Below are 18870 nucleotides of genomic sequence, written 5' to 3' on the forward strand. Positions count from 1 at the left end.
CTTATCCCCTTGCCTCTCCTTTACCTCCTCTTTATTCGTAAAAGGTGGTAAAAGAAAAGCTGCAGCCTTGTTTTGCAGCTTTTCTTTTGCTAGTTTTTATCTTCATCAGCACCCTAAAAAAGGAGCGGTTAAACCTGTGGATTATGTCATTGAAATGTTGAATATACGCAAAGAATTCCCTGGCATTGTAGCAAATGATAACATTACGCTGCAGCTAAAAAAGGGCGAAATTCATGCGCTGCTTGGTGAAAACGGCGCTGGAAAATCAACGCTCATGAACGTGCTTTTCGGACTGTATCAGCCTGAAAAAGGTGAAATCAAGGTACACGGAAAACCGGTTACAATCTCTAGTCCAAATGATGCAAGTGATTTAGGCATTGGAATGGTCCATCAGCATTTTATGCTAGTTGATACATTTACTGTGGCTGAAAACATCATTTTAGGAAAAGAGCCAAAGAAATTTGGAAAGATTGACAAAGAACAAGCCATTCAGCAAGTGCAGGAACTTTCTGACCGTTATGGACTGAAAATAGACCCTGCCGCTAAAGTATCTGACATCTCAGTCGGTATGCAGCAGCGAGCAGAAATCTTAAAAACACTATACCGCGGCGCTGACATCTTGATCTTCGACGAACCAACAGCCGTCTTAACACCTCAAGAAATAAAAGAACTCATACAAATTATGAAAAACTTAATTAATGAAGGCAAATCCATTATATTAATTACCCACAAGCTAAAAGAAATTATGGATGCCTGTCATCGCGTGACCATTATCCGAAAAGGGCAAGGTATTCGTACACTTGATGTGGAACACACAAACAAAGACGAGCTTGCCAGTTTAATGGTCGGCCGCGAAGTCTCATTTAAAACAGACAAAAAAGCAGCCTCCCCTGCTGAAGAAGTCTTGCAAATTCAAGATCTCACTGTCAAAGATGCGCGAGGAATTGAAGCCGTGAAACAACTCAATTTATCAGTGAAAGCTGGTGAGATTGTCGGAATTGCGGGTGTAGACGGAAATGGTCAATCTGAATTAATTGAAGCCATTACAGGTCTGAAAAAATCCGAATCTGGCACGATCATGCTAAACGGGAAAGCCATTCAAAATCTCCCGCCTCGTAAGGTCACAGAATCTGGTATCGGACATATTCCTCAAGACCGTCATAAGCACGGACTTGTCCTTGACTTTTCAATTGGAGAAAATATTTCCTTACAAACGTATTATCAGCGTCCATATTCGAAGTTTGGCTTGATGAATATGAAAAATATTTATCAAAAAGCAAAACGAATCATTGCTGAATACGACGTACGGACACCTAGTGAATATACAGAAGCACGTGCGCTATCAGGCGGTAACCAGCAAAAAGCCATTATTGGCCGTGAAGTTGACCGAAATCCTGATTTATTAATTGCCGCACAACCGACACGTGGACTTGATGTCGGAGCCATTGAGTTTGTTCATAAACGTCTGATTGAACAAAGGGATTCAGGCAAAGCTGTTCTGCTCATATCCTTTGAGCTTGATGAAATTATCAATGTCAGTGATAAGATTGCTGTTATTTTCGAAGGCAGCATTATTGCCATTGTTGATCCAAAAGAAACAACAGAGCAAGAACTTGGTCTGTTAATGGCTGGAAGTACGCAACAGGAAGTGGGGAAAGAAGCAAATGTCTAATCGCTTAACAAATCTGCTGATTCCGCTTATAGCCATTGTACTTGGTCTTTTCGTTGGGGCCATCATTATGCTGGCAAGCGGTTATAGTGTCATCGAAGGTTATAGCGCCCTTTGGAATGGCGTATTCGGTGAAACATATTATATGGGAGAAACCATCCGACAAGTCACTCCTTATATTTTATCAGGACTTGCTGTTGCCTTTGCATTTCGGACAGGCCTATTTAATATCGGGGTAGAAGGTCAAATGCTGATTGGCTGGGTAGCTGCTGTATGGATCGGCACAACTGTCCATGCACCTATGTATATCCATCTGCCTCTTGCACTGATCACAGCAGCAGCTGCTGGTGCATTATGGGGTTTTATTCCCGGATTTTTAAAAGCTCGTTTTTACGTACATGAAGTCATTGTCACCATCATGATGAACTACATTGCCCTTCATGTCACAAATTATTTAATCTCAAATGTCTTAACAAACAATAAAGATAAAACAGAAAAAATTGATGCAACAGCTTCCCTTCGATCTGGTTTTTTTGAGCAGATCACTGATTTCTCTAGAATGCATAATGGGATTTTTGTTGCCATTATTTCGGCTGTTGTCATGTGGGTTATTATCCAGAAAACCTCTAAAGGGTTTGAATTACGCGCAGTTGGGATGAACCAGCAGGCCTCTCATTATGCTGGGATGAACGTTCGACGCAACATCATTTATGCGATGCTCATTTCTGGTGCCTTTGCAGGTCTTGCAGGTGCGATGGAAGGACTCGGAACATTTGAATATGCTTCGATTAAAGGATCATTCACTGGCGTTGGTTTTGATGGAATCGCTGTTGCCTTATTAGGCGGAAATACAGCTGTTGGTGTCGTCTTAGCGGCATTATTGCTTGGTGGATTGAAAGTCGGTGCTTTAAACATGCCGCTTGAATCTGGCGTACCGACTGAGGTCGTTGATATTGTGATTGCGATCATTATTCTTTTCGTTGCCTCAAGCTATATCATCCGTCTTGTCATTCAACAATTGAAGAAAAAGGGGGGAAAATAAGTGGGATTTCTGCAAATTCTTGAAATCATCGTCCCGGCTACACTTGTTTATGCTGCACCACTTATTTTAACCGCTCTTGGAGGCGTCTTTTCAGAAAGATCAGGTGTCGTCAATATCGGTCTTGAAGGTTTGATGGTCGTCGGAGCATTTTCTAGTATTATCTTTAACTTAATGTTTGCTGATACGTTTGGTGCCTTGACCCCCTGGCTCGGTCTTCTTGTTGGTATGGCCATTGGCGGCGTGTTCTCACTCATTCACGCTGTTGCCACTATTACGTTCAGAGCAGATCAAACGGTCAGTGGTGTTGCGATTAACATGCTTGCCCTTGGTGCTACGCTGTTTGTTGTCAAACTGATTTATGGCAAAGCACAAACGGATAAAATTACAGAACCTTTCTATAAAGGAGATATTCCCCTTTTAAGTGACATTCCGATCATTGGTGATATTTTCTTTAAAGATGTGTATTATACGTCCATTCTCGCATTGGTTCTTGCGGTTGTCGCTTGGTTTGTTTTATTTAAAATGCCGTTTGGCTTGAGACTTCGTGCAGTCGGAGAGCATCCAATGGCAGCTGATACAATGGGAATCAAGGTATACCGGATGCGCTATATTGGCGTCTTCATTAGTGGTCTATTTGGCGGTCTTGGCGGAGCTGTGTATGCATCGACCATCGCTCTTGACTTCTCACACGCCACCATTACAGGACAAGGCTTCATTGCGTTAGCCGCCCTTGTTTTCGGGAAATGGCACCCATTTGGCGCTATGGGCGCTGCTTTATTCTTTGGATTTGCACAAAGCTTAAGCATCATTGGCTCTCTGCTTCCGCTGTTTCAAGATATCCCGAACGTGTACATGCTCATTGCACCATATGTGCTGACGATCCTAGCTCTTACTGGCTTCATTGGACGAGCGGACGCACCAAAAGCACTTGGTACCCCTTATTTAAAAGGAAAACGATAAATAAATACCATGTATGATCAATCCCCTGAAGGACAAACTATCTTCAGGGGATTTTTGTATGATAAAAACGACAAAACCCCCGTTTATTTTACTTTTATTACACTTAATTTAGTTTAATAAATAGATGAGTGTCACAGAATCTTCTACAATTGAGACAAATAGCATTTGGGGGTGTTTATGTGGCTAATACACAACAATTGAAATCGATTACAAACGATTCTGACAATAATAAAAGCGTTTTCCGAAAAATTCTTTCTTGGAAAATTGGTGTTATTGATCTACCTGTGTATATAGTACTTGCAGCGATTATTTTAACTGCCGCTTATTTTAATAAAATTCCAGCAAATATGCTTGGTGGTTTCGCTGTTATTATGATTTTGGGGATTTTCCTAGGAGATGTAGGACAACGTATTCCAATCTTAAAAGATATTGGTGGACCGGCGATTCTTTCTTTATTCGTACCATCGTTCCTGGTCTTTTTTCATGTTCTGAATCCAAACTCGTTGGAAGCGGTTACGTCTCTGATGAAAACGTCGAACTTCCTATACTTCTATATATCTGCTCTTGTAGTAGGTAGTATTCTTGGGATGCAACGAACTGTTTTAGTACAGGGCCTTATTCGTATGTTTGTTCCTCTTGTTGCAGGTACAATTACAGCTGTGGCTGCTGGAATTCTAGTGGGTCTTTTAGTTGGTTACACACCGCATCATTCGTTCTTCTTTATCATTGTACCGATTATTGCCGGTGGTGTCGGTGAAGGAATATTGCCATTATCAATTGCTTATTCACAAATTCTTGGTGTATCAGCAGAGTCATTAATTTCTCAATTGATTCCGGCTGCTGTCATTGGGAACGTCATTGCCATCATTTGTGCTGGCGCAATGAAAAAGCTTGGTGAAAAACGTCCTGAACTAAACGGGAACGGAAGACTTGTTAAATCAAAAGAAGCAAATGAAATCTTTGAACAGCCTGACATGGATACTAAAGTTGACTTCAGCTTAATGGGTGCAGGTGTACTTGTTGCTTGTACAACCTTTATCTTTGGCGGCTTATTAGAAAGTTTTGTTCATATTCCAGGTCCAATCTTAATGATTGTTCTTGCTGCATTAATCAAATACTTAAACGTGATGCCTCAGCATTTGCAAAACGGCTCACAGCAGTTCTACAAGTTTGTATCGAAAAGCTTTACATGGCCTCTAATGGTTGGTTTAGGAATTCTATACATTCCACTTGATGATGTGGCCACTGTTATTTCGATTCCTTTCGTATGTGTATGTATTGCTGTTGTTCTAGGCATGGTTGGTTCTGGTTACTTTGTTGGTAAATTCATGAACATGTATCCAGTTGAATCTGCCATTGTGACTGGCTGTCACAGTGGATTAGGCGGTACTGGTGATGTTGCGATTCTTTCAGCTTCTGGAAGAATGGGCCTTATGCCTTTCGCTCAAGTCTCTACACGTCTTGGCGGAGCAGCAACCGTTATTTGCGCAACAATCTTACTCAGAATGTTTACTTAAAAAAGAAACAAAAAGCATGTCCTTTTCATAAGGGTCATGCTCAGATAATTGACAAAGGGCTAAAATGTACTTTATTTTAGCCCTTTGTCTTCTTTTCAGCGTGATAGAAAACCTTTGCAGTCTAGGAAGGACGAGCACCGGAGCAGAGCGAATTTGACATTCGTGAGCACCGGAGCGCAGGACTGACAAAGAATGCGAGGGTTTGTCTACACGCTGAGCATGTCCTTTTCGTAAGGGACATGCTTTTTTTTATATTTCTTTTCTCCCATACATCCTCATTCATCAGCTAATACAATTCGTATATACTCCCGAGGCTGAAAAGGATACTGTTTCGCCTGCGGATAGGTCATATGGAGGAGTTGCTCAGAAAATAGCGGCCATTCACTCCCGGCCTGCCACCTTTTTTGATCATTTCGTTCAATCAAGAATGCTCCTCCTAAAATCGTGCAGAATATGCTTAAGCTGATGGCGATCTTTCGTTTCATTTGATCAGCTCCTTTAAGAAAAGCATGTACGAAATACAAAACAATATACAACGAGTTTCATTTTTGATAAAATATTTTTTGTGGTCAAAAGAACTCAAAACAAATTCAATTTGTCGTAAATCAGTTCAAACCAATGCACTATGTCTGTATTTACGCTATAATTTTAATTACCAGTTCTTTAGAACGTGAATTTATATTGATCAAAGGAGGTTCATTTTCTTGCAGCTTATTCACTTCGCCATCCTATCACCTTTTTTACTTGCCTTTGTCGTCCCTTTTCTTTTTAAATACGTAAGGCGTATACATACAGGATGGTTTGTTCTCATCTTGCCTATTCTTTTATTTACCTATTTCATCCAAATGCTCCAGATCACCTCGAATGGACGAACGTTGTTCTCACAAGCTGAATGGATTCCCTCTCTAGGGATGAATTTCACTGTGTATGTAGATGGTCTCAGCCTGTTATTTGCTTTACTCATCACAGGTATTGGTGCACTTGTGGTACTGTACAGTATTTTCTACTTATCAAAGGAAAAAGAACAGCTTGGCTCTTTCTATACGTATTTATTAATGTTTATGACCGCTATGCTTGGTGTTGTTCTCTCTGACAACATGGTCGTACTTTATTTGTTCTGGGAGCTAACAAGTATCTCTTCCTTCCTCTTAATTGGGTATTGGTATAAGCGTGAGCGTTCTCGTTACGGAGCAACCAAATCACTGCTTATTACTGTGTTTGGCGGATTAGCTATGCTTGGCGGCTTCATCCTCATTTACCTGATCACTGATTCATTCAGTATTCGCGAAGCAGTCAATCAGCTTCAGCTCATTATGGCATCACCTTATTTCATCCCTGCGATGGTTCTCATTTTACTAGGGGCCTTCACGAAATCAGCGCAGTTCCCATTTTATATTTGGCTGCCTGATGCTATGGAAGCACCAACCCCTGTAAGCAGTTATCTGCATTCTGCTACTATGGTCAAAGCCGGTATTTATCTGGTTGCCCGCTTTAGTCCGATTTTTGCTATATCAGAGGTGTGGTTTTGGACCATTTCGATTGTCGGACTTATCACACTATTCTGGGGATCTTTCCACGCCGTTCGGCAAAATGATTTGAAAGCCATTCTGGCCTTCTCGACAGTGAGTCAACTCGGTATGATTATGCTCATGCTAGGAGTAGGCGCAGCTGCCATTCATGAAAACAACCCTGCCTTTTTTGGCGCAGCCGTTCTTGCTGCTATTTTTCATCTCATTAACCACGCGACTTTTAAAGGAAGTCTCTTTATGGCAGCAGGGATTATCGATCACGAAACAGGTACACGTGATATTCGCAAATTAGGTGGATTAATGACCATCATGCCAATTACCTTTACAATTACGTTAATTGGTACATTCTCGATGGCTGGACTCCCGCCTTTTAATGGGTTTTTAAGTAAAGAGCTATTTTTCACAAGTATGATTCGGATTTCTGACATCAGCTTTACGGATGTTTCAACATGGGGGGCTGTCTTCCCTGCTATCGCTTGGCTCGCTAGTGTGTTTACGTTCATCTACAGTATGATGATCGTCTTCAAAACATTTAGAGGCCGTCTGAATGTCGATCAATTGGAGAAAAAACCGCATGAAGCACCGATTGGTATGCTGATCCCGCCAATTATTTTAGCATCACTTGTGGTCACGTTCTTCTTTTTCCCTAATATCCTTGCCTATTCAGTCATTGAACCTGCCATGCAAGCGATCATTCCTGAAGCCATTCAAACAGGAAGCCGCTTTGCCGTAAAAATTGAAGCGTGGCATGGATTCAAGCCAGAGCTTTACATGACAATTGGTGTAGTTGCGCTCGGTACCATTGGCTATTTAACGCTGTCAAAATGGCGCCCAATGTACAACATATTTAAGGAAAAATGGTCATTTAACGCTTTGTATGATCGTTCGCTTATTGGTGTAGAAAAAGGGTCTTATCGCCTAACAAACAGCTATATGACAGGATTCCTTCGTGACTATCTTGTCTATGTATTTGGGTTTATGATTATCGTGCTTGGCAGCGTGATGTTCTACAAGCAAGCCTTCTCATTTCAAACTGAGCATGCTGCATCAATCGGCACGTACGAAGTCATCCTTTCACTTGTGATGGTCGCAGCGACAGTCACGACTGTATTTGCTCGTTCACGCTTAACAGCTATTATTGCGCTAGGTGTTATGGGCTACACGCTGTCATTGTTCTTCGTGATTTTCAGAGCACCTGACCTTGCGCTGACACAGCTCATTATTGAAACCATTTCAGTCGCACTGTTTTTACTTTGCTTCTATCATTTGCCAAAGCTGAGCCTGAAGCAAAAAACACGAAGATTTAAATTAACAAATTTGATCATCTCATTAGGTGTTGGAGTCGTTGTCACCTGTCTTGCTTTCGCTTCAACAAGCCAGCAGTCTCTTGACACAATTTCAACGTACTTCATTGAAAACAGCTACAAACTGGCTGGCGGAGACAATATTGTCAATGTCATTCTTGTCGATTTCAGGGGCTTTGATACACTCTTTGAGATTACAGTGCTGGCTATTGCGGCACTTGGTATTTATGGATTATTAAAAGTAAAAACACAAGGAAAACGGAAGAGAGGCGTACGGCGATGAGAAAGATTGATACGAATGATATGCTCTTACAAGTCACAACAAAAATTACAGCATTCATCATCTTTCTTTTCTCACTTCACCTATTCCTTGCAGGACATAACAATCCTGGCGGAGGATTCATTGGCGGTTTGATGAGTGCTGGTGCTGTCGTCCTTCTGCTTTTAGCCTATGACCTTAAAACAGTGAGACGCATTTTACCATTTGACTTTATTTATGTGGCTGGTGTCGGTTTGCTCGTTGCCATCCTAACAGGTATGGGATCTTTTCTGTTCGGAGCACCTTTCCTATCCCATGCATTTGGTTATTTCCAACTGCCGTTTCTAGGGAAAACAGAATTGGCGACAGCGGTCCTGTTTGATATCGGTGTGTATTTAGTTGTTGTTGGTGTCACCATGACCATTATTCAAACGATTGGAGAGAAGGAATAATGGAATTTCTAATGTCTATTATCGTCGGAATCATTTTTATGGCAGCGACCTATTTAATGCTTTCAAAAAGCCTTCTACGGGTCATCGTCGGTACTGCCGTTTTAAGTCACGGCGTCCATTTGCTTCTATTAACAATGGGCGGCTTAAAAAAGGGAGCACCTCCTATTTTGAAAGAGGGGCTCACATCCTATGTAGATCCATTGCCACAAGCATTAATTTTAACAGCCATTGTCATTGCTTTTGGTGTAACATCCTTTTTGCTCGTGATGGCCTTCCGTGCCTTCCAAGAGCTGAGAACAGATGACATGGATCAAATGAGAGGAAATGATCAGCATGAATAATCTCGTGATCCTGCCTATATTAATACCATTACTAGCTGCTACATTATTGATTTTTATGAATAAAAACACCATGCTGTCGAGAGGCTTTAGTGTGTTTGCATCTCTTTTAGCCATTATCTGTAATGTCTATTTGGTCCAAACGATTTTCACAAACGGCATACAAACCCTTTACTTGGGCGGCTGGAAAGCGCCGTTTGGCATTGCCCTTGTAGCCGATCAGTTTGCTGCACTTCTTGTGCTGACCGCTTCCATTGTTGGACTTGTCACAGTTCTTTTTTCCTTTCAAACGATTGGGAAAGAAAGAGAGCGACTGTTCTATTATTCTGGTGTCCAATTCTTGTTAGCTGGCGTCAGTGGTGCCTTTTTAACGGGAGATATTTTCAACCTGTTTGTCTTCTTTGAATTGTTGCTGATGGCATCTTATATGCTCATTGTTCTGGGTGGTTCAAAGCCTCAGCTTCGTGAATCACTGAAATACATTGTGTTTAATATTATCTCATCGGCATTATTTATTGTTGGCGTAGCGTGTTTATATGCAGTCACAGGCACACTGAACATGGCTGATTTAAGTGTGAAAATAGCTGAATCTGGGCAAACAGGGTTAATCACCGTGATTGCCATTCTGTTCCTGATCGTATTTGGCTTAAAAGCTGGGGTCTTCCCCCTTTATTTCTGGCTGCCAGGGTCTTATCATGCACCGCCGGCAGCGATTTCAGCTTTGTTTGGCGCACTGCTGACAAAGGTCGGGCTATATGCGATTGCCAGAGTCTTTACGCTCATCTTTATACATGATACAGGTTTTACACATACAATTATGGCCTGGCTAGCCGCTCTAACGGTTATATTCGGTGTCATTGGCTCTATCGCCTATTCTGATGTGCAAAAAATTGTGATTTATAACATTGTCACAGCTGTTGGTGTCATTTTGTTTGGGATTGCGGCCAATACACCGGCATCACTTCAAGGCGCCATTTATTACCTCATTCACGATATGGTGATCAAAGGAGCTCTATTTATGCTTGCAGGGGCACTGTTTGTGTATGCTGGAACCAATCATCTGAAAAAAATGGGTGGGCTGATTCAATCCCAGCCTCTACTCGGCTGGATGTTCTTCATATCGGCTTTATCACTTGCGGGTATTCCTCCGCTAAGTGGATTTGTTGGCAAGCTGAAAATTGTTGAAGGTGGGTTTTCTGCTGGGTACATGACGTTCTCTATCCTTGTTTTACTGTCCAGTCTTCTTGTCCTTTATTCTGTTATGAGGATTTTCATGCTTGCGTTTTGGGGAGAGGAACAGGATATGCGAAGAAGAAAGCCATCCATTAGAGGAATGGTGTATCCTGGGGTACTGCTTGTTATCTTATCGCTTGCGATTGGATTAGGCACAGAATTCATTGCACCTTATATCAATCAAGCTGCGGAAATGCTTTCAACACCAGAAAAATATATTCAAGCTGTGCTGAAGGAGTAGATGAACATGGCCTTTCAAATATTATTAAACGCTCTCCTCGCCTTTACATGGATGTTTATGAATGATACATACAGAGCTGCAGACTTTGTATCAGGCTTTGCACTAGGGATGATCGCCATTTTTATGCTGCGGCGATTCTTCCCGCAACGTTTTTACGGCTATGCCCTTTATGCGATTTTCAAGCTCGTCATCATTTTTATCAGAGAGCTACTTCTTGCTAATTTGAGTGTACTCAAGACGGTGTTATCTCCAAAGCTTAAGATCAAGCCTGGTATTTTCGCCTTTCGTACAGATTTAAAAACAGATTGGGAAATCACCATACTGGCTAATATGATTACATTAACACCTGGTACACTGGTCATTGATATTTCGGATGATCGTTCGATTTTATATATTCATGCGATGGATATTGAAGATGCTGAAAAAGCCATCCACGATATTCGGGTATCATTTGAAAAAGCGATTCAGGAGGTGAGCGGTAAGTAATGGAACTGATCTTGCAAATGTCACTTGGAATTCTTGCGCTGTCTACTTTGCTTTTTGTCATACGGGTCATCAAAGGACCTTCTATTCCTGATCGCGTTAGTGCGCTTGATGCGATAGGAATCAATTTAATTGGGATGACAGCCATCGTGTCTATCTTACTGAAAACCACTACGTTCTTTGAAATTATTTTACTGCTCGGTATTCTTGCCTTTATCGGCACTGTCGCTTTTTCCAAATTCCTTGAGAAAGGGGAAGTGATTGAAAATGATCGTCATCGCTAAAGCGATCGTGATTTTCTTTATTCTGCTTGGCGCCATCCTTTGTCTGGTCTCAGCCATTGGGGTTCTTCGCCTGCCGGACGTTTACACACGTATGCATGCTGCATCAAAAGCATCGACACTTGGTGTTGTTCTCATTTTAGTTGGTGTGTTCTTTCATGAATGGTTTCTTGCAGGGATCATCTCTGCGAAAATCCTGCTTGGGATTGTCTTTATCTTTCTGACCGCACCAGTCGGCGCTCATTTGATCGGAAGAGCCGCTTACAACACTGGTGTGAAAATGGACAAACGAAGTGTCCAAGATGATTATGGCGGTTTCCGTAACTTTGTCATTAAACGAAAAGAAGACTCTTATTTATAAATAAAGAACCTGACATGCAGGTCCTGTTCACTTTACTTGCATGTTCATAAAAGGGTATTAAAAAAAGCTTCCGCTGCACCGGGAGCTTTTTTATATGCGATCAATGACAGCGAGTGTACATCTTGACGTACAGATATGACGGTCTCGATCATCTTTAATATCGATTTGGAATACCATTGTACGCCGTCCTACATGTACAGGAACAGCTGTAGCTGTCACCACTCCATCACGTACAGATTTTAAATGATTGGCATTGATTTCAATACCTGAACAAACCTGCTTCGTTAAATCCAAATGAGCAGCAGCACCCATGCTTGCCACTGTTTCTGCTAGAGCAGCTGATGCTCCTCCGTGCAGTAATCCAAATGGCTGTTTTGTTCGGTGATCGACTGGCATTGTCGCCACGCATCGTGACATATTGCATTCTACAATCTCAATCCCCAGTGCCTCAAGCAGTGTATTTGAACCACTCACATCCATCAAGGCCCTCTCCCTTCACACGTTTACAGGACACTTTCCGATTTTGCAATTAACACCGCTTCCGTTCGAGATCCAACATTCAGCTTATTAAAGATGGAGGTCAAACTGTATTCAATCGAGCGTTTGCTCAAATGAAGCACATCGGCGATCTCTTGGTTTGTGTACCCTTTTTCCACTTCTCTTAAGATTAAGCATTCACGCTCTGTTAACAGCTCATGATCCGTCTGCTGCGCCTGTTCTGGCTTCTCTTGCTGCTGTGAAATTAATTTCTTTAAATAGGATAGCTGAATGACAACTTCTCCTTGCAATGTGCGGTGTATGTATTCAATGATTTTGTCTTTTGTCTCTGTTTTACTTATTGCACCATGCAATCCAGCTCGAATGGCCTCTTCGAAATAATCATCTACTTCATATCCTGTATAAATGATAATTTTCACTTGTTGATTCGTTTCTAGAATTTGTTTGGCAATGTCCATTCCATTGATATCCCCGAGATTTAAATCCATCAAGATCACATCATAGATGGAAAAGTCATGCGTCTTTAAAAAGGCGCCTTCTGCATCAGGACTTAAACAATCGACTGATAGCTGCTGATCTGATTCTAATATGCTTTTTGTCCCTTCCATGACAGCCGGATGATCATCAATGACCAATATCTTCTTCATGTCTTCCTCCCTTTAAATCACTCACTTCCATTTTATATAAAAGACTTGGCAGATGCCAAGTCTTATTCCTTAAGAAATCGTTACAATTCCATTTCAATTTTCACCTTGAGCCCTTTTTCAGGTGCTGTGTGAATTTGAAGCTTTCCATTTAGAGCTTTGACTCGTTCCCTTATGCCAGAAAGACCCATGCTCATCGTGTGCTGATCAAGCTGGCTTGCATCAAATCCGACTCCATCGTCCTCATAATGGAGAACAACTTGATCTTTAATACAAATGAGCATCACTAAGACTTGGCTGGCCTTAGAATGCTTCAACGCATTGGATAACAGCTCCTGCACAATCCGGTAAATATTCAGCTGTGAGTCAATATCAATGTCTAATTCTTTATCAAAGCGGGTTGTATTCAGTCTAATATGAAATGGCGCTTCCTCTTGAATTTGCGAAGTCAGCTTCGAAATTGCCTTCACTAACCCCAAATCATAGAGGAGCTGCGGCCGAAGTTCATGACATGTTTCTCTCGTGGTTTGAATCACCTTAGACATTTGTTCATTCCAAGAGATCAGCGAATTTTCAATAGATGTTGGGCATTGGTTGTTTTGGAAATTGGTTAAGAACATCTCGGACTGTCTCTTCAGTGAAATCAAATCCTGCAGCACAGAATCATGAAGATCCCTCGCTAAATCTGAGCGCTGCTTTTCTTCCATGGCGAACATGACTTTCTTCAGCCAGGCGGGATTGGCTTCCCGCTGTTTCAAATCCTCAAGATGCTCCATCAATTCTTCAATCTTGACGACATTTTCTAAACTGACACTTGTGTAAAATGCCAATGTTTTCAGCCATGAAATTTCATCGCGGGTCAATTTCGGCGTCTGTATATTGGATAAGCAGCAAATCATAAACGAGTGACCGCCCCGCTCTCCAATTTTCATCATAAACCCTTTATCAAGCTCGATGATTTTCCCAACTTCACCTAAAATATCTTGAAATTGATCCACGTATTCTTTCCATAACTTACTATCATTTGTTGATTCATCAATTTCAATCATTTCTCCATTAGCCTTCACCTCTAGCACAAAGGCTTTATTCACAACGAGCACTTCTAAAATGGTGTATTTCAAATGATACAGTACTTGATGAAGTGATGACGCCTCACGAATAAGCTGCGTAAATTTAAACACGCTGTCTTGGTAATTATACTTCTCTGAAAAACGTTTCAAACGAAAACGGAAATCTAAAATTTCTTTGAAATAGAAAACAGCCAACATGAGTGTATATGTGATGAATGCGAGCTTCAGTGTGTACTTTAAATCTTCTGGTTTTTGCAGAATATAAAACGTGACAACAACTAAAATGGTCGGTGTAATGGCAATAAATCCATAGTATTTAAGTCTACTAATCAAGAAATCCATATTGTAAAGTTTGTTCGTCATGAATTGATACACGAGTGAAAAAGGAATGAGCAATACAAAAGAAGTTAAGAAAAAGGGATCTACAACATAAATACGAAACAAAACATATGGAATTGCAAATAAAAAGATAAACGGACAAAATGCTATGATATTAATCATGACAAAAAACTTTAAAACAGACCCCTGCTCTGTCTCTTTATATTTCTGCATTCCATTAATAATGACTTTGAATGACATGATAATAGAAGCAAAAAAGAATAAAAGATTTAAACTCGGCATGTATCTGGCTATCGCCGAATCAATTGGAACAAACAGCTCTATTACTAGATTAGTTATAGGAAGACTATATAAAATATAAATTGTTTTTCGAGTCGTTATATGCAGGTCAAACTCTTTGAAATATTGATAAATGAAATGAATATAAAAGATAAATACACTTGATAAACAAAATGTGATGACATAATGGCTAAATCTATCACCAATACCCGAAGTACCTGCACTAAGATATCCGATACAAATCGTTAATAAAAATAAAACTAAAAGAAATGCTGATTTTCGTTGGATCTCTTTGTTAATACGAATGATAAAGAAGATACAAAATAAACATATTGAATACAGGATGAGAGGAATTATATAGACAAATAAACTTTCTTGACCAATCAATGTCTTATTTTTTAGGGTGATCATTTGGTTGCCTCTTTGAATATCAATTCTTTGCACATTCCTAAGCTCACCATTGATCAAATGATCTTTGTTGTTAGCAGATTCTCCATTGATTTTAAGTATAATATCTCCTTCTTCTAATCCTGATGTGTAGGCTAAAGAAAGATATTCGACTTTGACAACTTCTGCTTGACCATTCTTGTTCTCCTCAACACGTGCTCCATTAAAAATATCAAATACATAAATATATGAAACATAGATCACAAATAAAAAAGACAGAAAAACAAAAAAAGCAGATAGTTTCGTATAAGTTATCTTCATGTATAAAACATCCTTAACTGGAGAACTTTTAAATCAAGTATCATTTATAGTACCATATATAATCTGCAGACATTTGCCCTTTTTTTATGCCTTGAATGATTGCTTTCATCGTTTCCTCATCTGTGTGAATTAAACTTGCATTCCCTAAGTCCAATTCATTCACAACACTAGGATTTTTCACTAAATATGCAATAACATTTTGAATGCTCAATCATTGCCCTCCTTTGTCATATATGCATATAATTGTTCCTTTTTCGTTTTAGGCAAATCAAGTTGTGCAATTCCTTGCTTCATTTTTAACAGCATAATCTCTCTCATCGATACCATGTACTGAGTCAAACCAGCTTCAAGTAACTTTTGCTTCAGTTGAAACGGCTTTTGCTCTGACTCATCCAGCCGGTTAGAAAAGAAGGAAAGAAGCTCTAGACTGACATCGTTAAAATGTCTTTGTAAATAACTAAATGCCAGCGTTTGTTTTTTTTGAAAATCTCCGTTTGTTTTTGAAAATAACGCAAAAAAATCGTTACTGATTTGTCCAGCAACACCATAATATATCGAATAAGATTCTACAGTGGCATTCATTTTTCTTGTCGCTAAATAAACACCCAGTACGCTAGAAAGAGCTGTTAAAGATCCAGATTTTTTCCTTAAAACCTCTACACACTCTTCTTCTGTTCCATACAAATGACTCAAATCCTCATGCTGCCCTTCCATAGACATTTTGATGAAGTGGAACAGTTTCTCTATTAGTTGAGAATTATTTTCACAAATTGATGTGATGAATTGGATACTCACCGTATACAAATACGTAGAAGCATTGATGGCCACTCCTTGGTTGACGTTCATCCAAGGATACGAATCATTGTCCTGATCTTCAATATCATCTAATATATCGGCAGATAAGATGAGAAGTTCAATCCCTGCTGCCAGTTTTGTAATCGCTTGCTTGTCTTGTCCGCCAAATGCCTCATAATGTTGGTAAGCCAATTGCCCAAAAGGAAATTCATTCTTTATATCTGTAAATTCGAGAAGCAGCTTTTGTAAATCATTTTGCCTGACTGCATGTTGAATAAAATCAGACATTTTCTGCTTGATTTTTGTATTCTCTAGATAGTTTAGCATACTCGATCTTGATCCTCACCCTCTCGCCTCTTATTTTACTAAAAAGAAATAAGCAAATGTCCACTGACATCACTATTTAACAATTATATAATAATATATCCTTTTTTTGTATGTATTTGGATAAAAAAAAGACTTGATGGTTATCAAGTCTTTAAGAAATTTTCACATATTCATATTTGTCGTATTGATCAATGCTTTTGTTAATGTTATGAAGAGAAGCCGTTGTTTCTCTAATTTCGTTTTCAAGTTTCCATAATAATTGTTTAAGTTCTTCGATTTCATACTTTTCCATCGATTCCACTCTCCTTTTTTGGAAGATCAATGTATTTGTGTATGTTGATTGGGTCATAAGTATTTGATCTGTTACTAACAGTGTAAATGCTATTGAGTATTTTTTCACCGAAAAGTATGCACAAAATGTGTGCGTGATACCGCAAAATTCAATAGGTCTTTTTTCATCATTTTCAGACTTTTCAAATGATACTTTTATCTCAATTTCAAAGGAAATACGTCATTTTTGCGACATGAACAGGCATCATTCGTCACAATTCTTGTGTAACAGAACGTATGATCCCTTCTGTTTCCTCGGTTTTTCATGTTATAGGTCAGACGACAGGCTCTACTGTAGACACCGCAATTTTTTGGCGACATTCACCGAAATTGACCGCAAAAGTACCTATTTTTATGATGAATATGCAAAGATAGAAAGATCATTTTGATTCTTTATTCGGATTTTCTTCATACATTTAGAACAGATATCCGTCCAAATTCACTTCAATGAGAGAAGAGGTGACCATGTGTTTTACTATGTTCCTTATCCTCCTTTGCAGGTTCCCGCAATGGGGAACGCATACCTGCGAACACCTATGACTTTTCCTCCAGTAGATGCTCATGCGTTTCAAAAGGCTGCAAAGGAATCAACCCGTCTCGTTGCTGATGCATCCCTCATTACACAGCAGATTTCCGGTTCGCTTTCGTTTGGACAGCGAATCATGGAAGCTGCTGAACGTGCTGACACCGCAAGTGTGATTCGAATGCTGAAGCAGATTGGGGTGAAAAGCAATATCGATATCCGCTTTAGTCCAGAAGGCATCCGCATCTACTTATCCCTCTCTTCCAGTAGGCTTTTTCTACTTTTACAGTGGGGATAACAAAGAAAAAGGCCGCTCTAGTGGGAGCGGCTTTTCTTAAGATTCAAACATTTTATGACACCATTCAATGGCTTCTATATAACAGCCGTAGGCTTCCTGCTTAGGGAGACTTCCACCTAACATCTCATCATCCCATTCATTTCGTTCAATACGTTTGGCAACGTCTAACACAAGGAAATAGTCATTTTCATAGCCAAGCAGTGCCTCACCTACTTCATCCGAAAGAGGCAGTTCTTTCACAAGTTCAGTAATGTCCGCCCTGACAAGCGTATCAATGAGTGAAAACATACCTGTTAGCATATAAGAAGCGGGATGCTCTCGTTCAGTCCGACTAGCAATGAGTTCACACGTTTTGGCACGAATGAACGACATTTTGATGATTTCCTTTTGGCTTGAGTTGGCTTGGACATTCAGTTCTTTAAATGAAAGGATAAAGATCCATCGCCGTATTTCATTAAATCCAAGCAGGATAATCGCCTGACGAATACTCTTGATTTGATAAAGACGTCTCATGCCGCCAGAATTCAGCATTTTTAATAATTGATATGAAAGGGAAAGATCACTTTCTATAAAGTGCGTCACGGTCTGAATATTCGGCTGCTCCTTGCTCAGCTCATTCAATAGCTGATGGTATGCGTGGAAGCTAGTCGATAAGGCTCGTCCCGAAATGACGTGCGGCTCACTAAAGAAATATCCTTGAAACAAATGGAAGCCAGCTTCTAACGCTTCTTCATATTCTTTTCGCGTTTCTACCTTTTCAGCAAGGAATCGAAGTCGATACTTTTTATATGTATGTAAAATGTCTCTTCGTTCTTCACATGTTGTTTTCAGAAAATCAATTTTTAAAATATCAATGCAATAGAGGAGTTCATCGAGTAACTTGTCATGAAAATGTGTTCCACTCAGAAAGAAATCATCGAGCGCAATCGTGTATCCCCACTTTTTTAATTGCTTACATCTCATAATAAGTGCCGGAGTAATCGGTACATTTTCTAATATTTCGATCACAAGCTGATGTGGATCAAAATAAGTGAGCAGATCAGACGAAAGCAAGCTTTCGGTGAAATTGATGTAGCATCGTTTTCCTTCTGTCAGTGTTTCGATGCCAATGTTTAAAAAACTATTGATAATGAGGTCGGTTGTCGCTTGATCACCATCTTCAGCGCTATATGTATTGGTTTCACTATCTCTATAAAGCAGCTCGTATGATACGACTTGTTCTTTTCTGTTAAAAATAGGCTGCCTTGCAACAAACACCCTCAACTGCTCCATTCCTCCTTTATGCAATGACAAACAAGATGTGCTTTCAGTATACCAAATGATTGCCCATAAGGTTCATTTTGAATCGTCCAACATGAAAAAAAGAGACCATCTGGCTTGATGATCTCCT

Annotated in this window: 20 protein-coding genes; 12 read left to right on the top strand and 8 right to left on the bottom strand. The window is 40.0% G+C overall.

Annotated elements, in window-relative coordinates; genetic code table 11:
- Positions 1 to 136: 136 nt before the first annotated feature.
- From BA79_RS04425 to BA79_RS04440, 4 genes are all read left to right on the top strand, one after another.
- Positions 137 to 1672 carry an ABC transporter ATP-binding protein gene (locus BA79_RS04425; RefSeq protein WP_008345830.1) on the top strand — a complete coding sequence of 512 codons (1536 nt, stop codon included), beginning with the start codon at positions 137 to 139 and terminating at the stop codon, positions 1670 to 1672.
- The gene (locus BA79_RS04430) at positions 1665 to 2711 is read left to right on the top strand and encodes an ABC transporter permease (protein WP_035701195.1); all 1047 of its coding nucleotides are present in this window, start codon (positions 1665 to 1667) and stop codon (positions 2709 to 2711) included. The genes BA79_RS04425 and BA79_RS04430 overlap by 8 nt, the downstream gene beginning before the upstream one ends.
- A complete protein-coding gene (locus BA79_RS04435; RefSeq protein ID WP_008345835.1) occupies positions 2712 to 3671 on the top strand; it encodes an ABC transporter permease in 960 nt (319 codons plus the stop codon). It abuts the gene before it with no gap.
- A 179-nt stretch (positions 3672 to 3850) separates the two neighbouring features.
- Positions 3851 to 5188, top strand: a complete 1338-nt coding sequence (locus tag BA79_RS04440; RefSeq protein WP_017367956.1) for a 2-hydroxycarboxylate transporter family protein — start codon at positions 3851 to 3853, stop codon at positions 5186 to 5188.
- A gap of 275 nt (positions 5189 to 5463) precedes the next feature.
- Here BA79_RS04440 and BA79_RS04445 read toward each other — a convergent pair whose 3' ends face one another.
- The gene (locus BA79_RS04445; RefSeq protein WP_019744044.1) at positions 5464 to 5673 is read right to left on the bottom strand and encodes a hypothetical protein; all 210 of its coding nucleotides are present in this window, start codon (positions 5671 to 5673) and stop codon (positions 5464 to 5466) included.
- 219 nt (positions 5674 to 5892) lie between these two features.
- On the opposite strand from BA79_RS04445, the gene BA79_RS04450 reads away from it, so the two are divergent.
- Genes BA79_RS04450 through mnhG form a run of 7 tightly spaced genes read left to right on the top strand, consistent with a single transcriptional unit; the run spans position 5893 to position 11669 of the window.
- Positions 5893 to 8304, top strand: a complete 2412-nt coding sequence (locus tag BA79_RS04450) for a Na+/H+ antiporter subunit A (protein ID WP_035701197.1) — start codon at positions 5893 to 5895, stop codon at positions 8302 to 8304.
- The gene (locus BA79_RS04455; RefSeq protein ID WP_007500484.1) at positions 8301 to 8732 is read left to right on the top strand and encodes a Na(+)/H(+) antiporter subunit B; all 432 of its coding nucleotides are present in this window, start codon (positions 8301 to 8303) and stop codon (positions 8730 to 8732) included. The genes BA79_RS04450 and BA79_RS04455 overlap by 4 nt, the downstream gene beginning before the upstream one ends.
- Positions 8732 to 9073, top strand: a complete 342-nt coding sequence (locus BA79_RS04460; protein WP_003213576.1) for a Na(+)/H(+) antiporter subunit C — start codon at positions 8732 to 8734, stop codon at positions 9071 to 9073. The genes BA79_RS04455 and BA79_RS04460 overlap by 1 nt, the downstream gene beginning before the upstream one ends.
- The gene (locus tag BA79_RS04465; RefSeq protein WP_019744043.1) at positions 9066 to 10544 is read left to right on the top strand and encodes a Na+/H+ antiporter subunit D; all 1479 of its coding nucleotides are present in this window, start codon (positions 9066 to 9068) and stop codon (positions 10542 to 10544) included. Before BA79_RS04460 ends, BA79_RS04465 begins: the two co-directional genes overlap by 8 nt.
- Positions 10545 to 10550: 6 nt before the next feature.
- Positions 10551 to 11030, top strand: a complete 480-nt coding sequence (locus tag BA79_RS04470) for a Na+/H+ antiporter subunit E (RefSeq protein WP_008345848.1) — start codon at positions 10551 to 10553, stop codon at positions 11028 to 11030.
- Complete coding sequence (locus BA79_RS04475) at positions 11030 to 11311, top strand: Na(+)/H(+) antiporter subunit F1 (RefSeq protein ID WP_008345849.1); 282 nt, start codon at positions 11030 to 11032, stop codon at positions 11309 to 11311. The genes BA79_RS04470 and BA79_RS04475 overlap by 1 nt, the downstream gene beginning before the upstream one ends.
- Complete coding sequence (gene mnhG, locus BA79_RS04480) at positions 11295 to 11669, top strand: monovalent cation/H(+) antiporter subunit G (protein WP_035701201.1); 375 nt, start codon at positions 11295 to 11297, stop codon at positions 11667 to 11669. Before BA79_RS04475 ends, mnhG begins: the two co-directional genes overlap by 17 nt.
- A 90-nt stretch (positions 11670 to 11759) precedes the next feature.
- Here the strand turns inward: mnhG and BA79_RS04485 are convergent, their stop codons facing one another.
- From BA79_RS04485 to degQ, 6 genes are all read right to left on the bottom strand, one after another.
- Complete coding sequence (locus BA79_RS04485) at positions 11760 to 12149, bottom strand: hotdog fold thioesterase (protein WP_035701203.1); 390 nt, start codon at positions 12147 to 12149, stop codon at positions 11760 to 11762.
- Positions 12150 to 12172: 23 nt separating this feature from the next.
- Positions 12173 to 12814 (bottom strand): two-component system response regulator ComA, encoded by a 642-nt coding sequence (gene comA, locus BA79_RS04490; protein WP_007500477.1) that lies wholly within the window; start codon positions 12812 to 12814, stop codon positions 12173 to 12175.
- Between the two features lie 80 nt (positions 12815 to 12894).
- A complete protein-coding gene (locus BA79_RS04495; protein ID WP_035701206.1) occupies positions 12895 to 15207 on the bottom strand; it encodes an ATP-binding protein in 2313 nt (770 codons plus the stop codon).
- Positions 15208 to 15247: 40 nt separating this feature from the next.
- On the bottom strand, positions 15248 to 15418 hold the full coding sequence (gene comX, locus BA79_RS18880) for a competence pheromone ComX (RefSeq protein WP_081826972.1): 171 nt from the start codon (positions 15416 to 15418) through the stop codon (positions 15248 to 15250).
- Positions 15415 to 16329, bottom strand: a complete 915-nt coding sequence (locus BA79_RS04505; RefSeq protein ID WP_035701208.1) for a polyprenyl synthetase family protein — start codon at positions 16327 to 16329, stop codon at positions 15415 to 15417. Before BA79_RS04505 ends, comX begins: the two co-directional genes overlap by 4 nt.
- Before the next feature lie 151 nt (positions 16330 to 16480).
- On the bottom strand, positions 16481 to 16621 hold the full coding sequence (degQ, locus tag BA79_RS04510) for a degradation enzyme regulation protein DegQ (protein ID WP_003213123.1): 141 nt from the start codon (positions 16619 to 16621) through the stop codon (positions 16481 to 16483).
- 505 nt (positions 16622 to 17126) lie between these two features.
- On the opposite strand from degQ, the gene BA79_RS04515 reads away from it, so the two are divergent.
- Positions 17127 to 17480 (top strand): YuzC family spore coat inner layer protein, encoded by a 354-nt coding sequence (locus BA79_RS04515; RefSeq protein WP_017358939.1) that lies wholly within the window; start codon positions 17127 to 17129, stop codon positions 17478 to 17480.
- Positions 17481 to 17516: 36 nt separating this feature from the next.
- Here the strand turns inward: BA79_RS04515 and BA79_RS04520 are convergent, their stop codons facing one another.
- Positions 17517 to 18743 carry an EAL and HDOD domain-containing protein gene (locus BA79_RS04520; protein WP_035701209.1) on the bottom strand — a complete coding sequence of 409 codons (1227 nt, stop codon included), beginning with the start codon at positions 18741 to 18743 and terminating at the stop codon, positions 17517 to 17519.
- Between the last annotated feature and the right edge of the window lie 127 nt (positions 18744 to 18870).

Source organism: Bacillus altitudinis 41KF2b (assembly GCF_000691145.1).
Classification (GTDB): Bacteria; Bacillota; Bacilli; order Bacillales; family Bacillaceae; genus Bacillus; species Bacillus altitudinis.